The sequence below is a fragment of the Pseudomonas sp. GQ91 genome (assembly GCF_059758795.1).
Window position 1 is genome coordinate 1 of the sequence record NZ_JCAXED010000039.1, and the last position, 1,578, is coordinate 1,578.

Here is a 1,578-nt window from a genome sequence, read left to right on the forward strand (position 1 = left end):
GTTCAAATACGATCCAGCAGGCCGTTTACTCAAGGAAACCGGCTTCGACCAGCAGACCACCCACTACCTCTACGACCACGGCAGTAACCAAACGACCCGCCGCCTCGACGGTGACCGCGTCAACGAGTTCGAGTACGACCCACTCGGCCGCCTGATCGCTCGCCACGCAGGGCATAAGGAAGGCCTCGAATGGCAGACCGAGACCTTCGCCTACGACGGCAATGGCAACCTGCTGCTGGCTGAAAACGCCGCTTGCAAATTGCAATGGTTCTACGACCGCGCCGGCAACAATACCCGCGAGCACCAATACCTGCGTTATCTACAAGAACCGCATGTAGCCATCTGGAAACACGAGTACGACGCCCTCAACCAACGCATCGCCACCACTCGACCGGATGGCCATCGGGTCAGTTGGTTGACCTATGGCAGCGGCCATTTGCTGGCCTTGAAGGTCGACGACACAGAGCTACTCAGCTACCAACGCGACAACCTGCACCGCGAGATCAACCGTGACCAAGGCAACGGCCTACAACAGCGCCAGACCTGGACACCCAACGGTGAATTGTTGGAACAAGCACTGGGAAAACGCGGCGACTCCCAACGCCTGGTGGTGCGCAACTACCGACACGACGTCGCCGGCCAACTGACCCGCATCGACGATACCCGTCGCGGCGCACTCAGTTACCGCTACGACCCGCTCGGCCGACTGCTCGCCACCACCACCATCACCGGTGAAGAAACCTTCGCCTTCGACCCGGCCAGCAATCTGCTGGACCCGCAAGCACCGCGCCGACCTAACCACTACGGCCCGCCAAAACTTCTCGATAACCTGCTGCGCGACTACGTCGGCACCCACTACAGCTACGACGAACGCGGCAACCTCAAGGAGCGCCTGCACAACGGCAAAAAATCCCACTTCACCTGGGATCTATACGACCGCCTGATCGGTTACGCAGATGACAGACTGACCGCTACCTTCGCCTACGACGCACTGGGCCGACGGCTGTTCAAACTGTCCAAAGCCAAGTACCACGACCGCCGCGAAGCCGGGCCGATGTGGAACAAGATGGAGCGAGCCAAGCTCGACGAGCAGTATGGCTGCGGCTACACCATCTACGGTTGGGACGGTGATGTACTGGCCTTCGAAAGCCGCAACAACGACAAAAGCGAGCGCCTGACCCACTACTTTTTTGAACCAGGCAGCTTTGTGCCGGTGGCTCAAGCCATCGAGCAGCGCAGCATCAACTTGCTGCCTGAACCCGTCTATGAAGGCGATTACGACATCGACCGCGATCCGGTGTGGCAACACAAGGCCACGCCGATTCCGTTCAATGCGTTTGCCTGGTATCAGTGCGACCACCTCGGCACGCCGATGGAGCTGACCGACGAACAGGGCGACATCGCCTGGGCTGGGGTCTACAAATCCTGGGGTTTGGCCAAGGAACAGCGTAGCGAAACCGCCAAGCGCGCAGATGTCCGTAATCCGCTGCGCTTTCAGGGGCAGTACTTCGACATTGAAACCGGGCTGCACTACAACCGGTATCGGTACTATGATCCGCAGGTAGGGCGGTTTATTGG

Annotated in this window: 1 protein-coding gene; it reads left to right on the forward strand. The window is 59.5% G+C overall.

All coding sequences use genetic code 11. The annotated features are described in order from the left end of the window. Positions 1-1,578 (forward strand): RHS domain-containing protein (locus AC6CIA_RS26275; protein ID WP_498316058.1); only part of this gene is annotated, 1,578 nt, incomplete at both ends.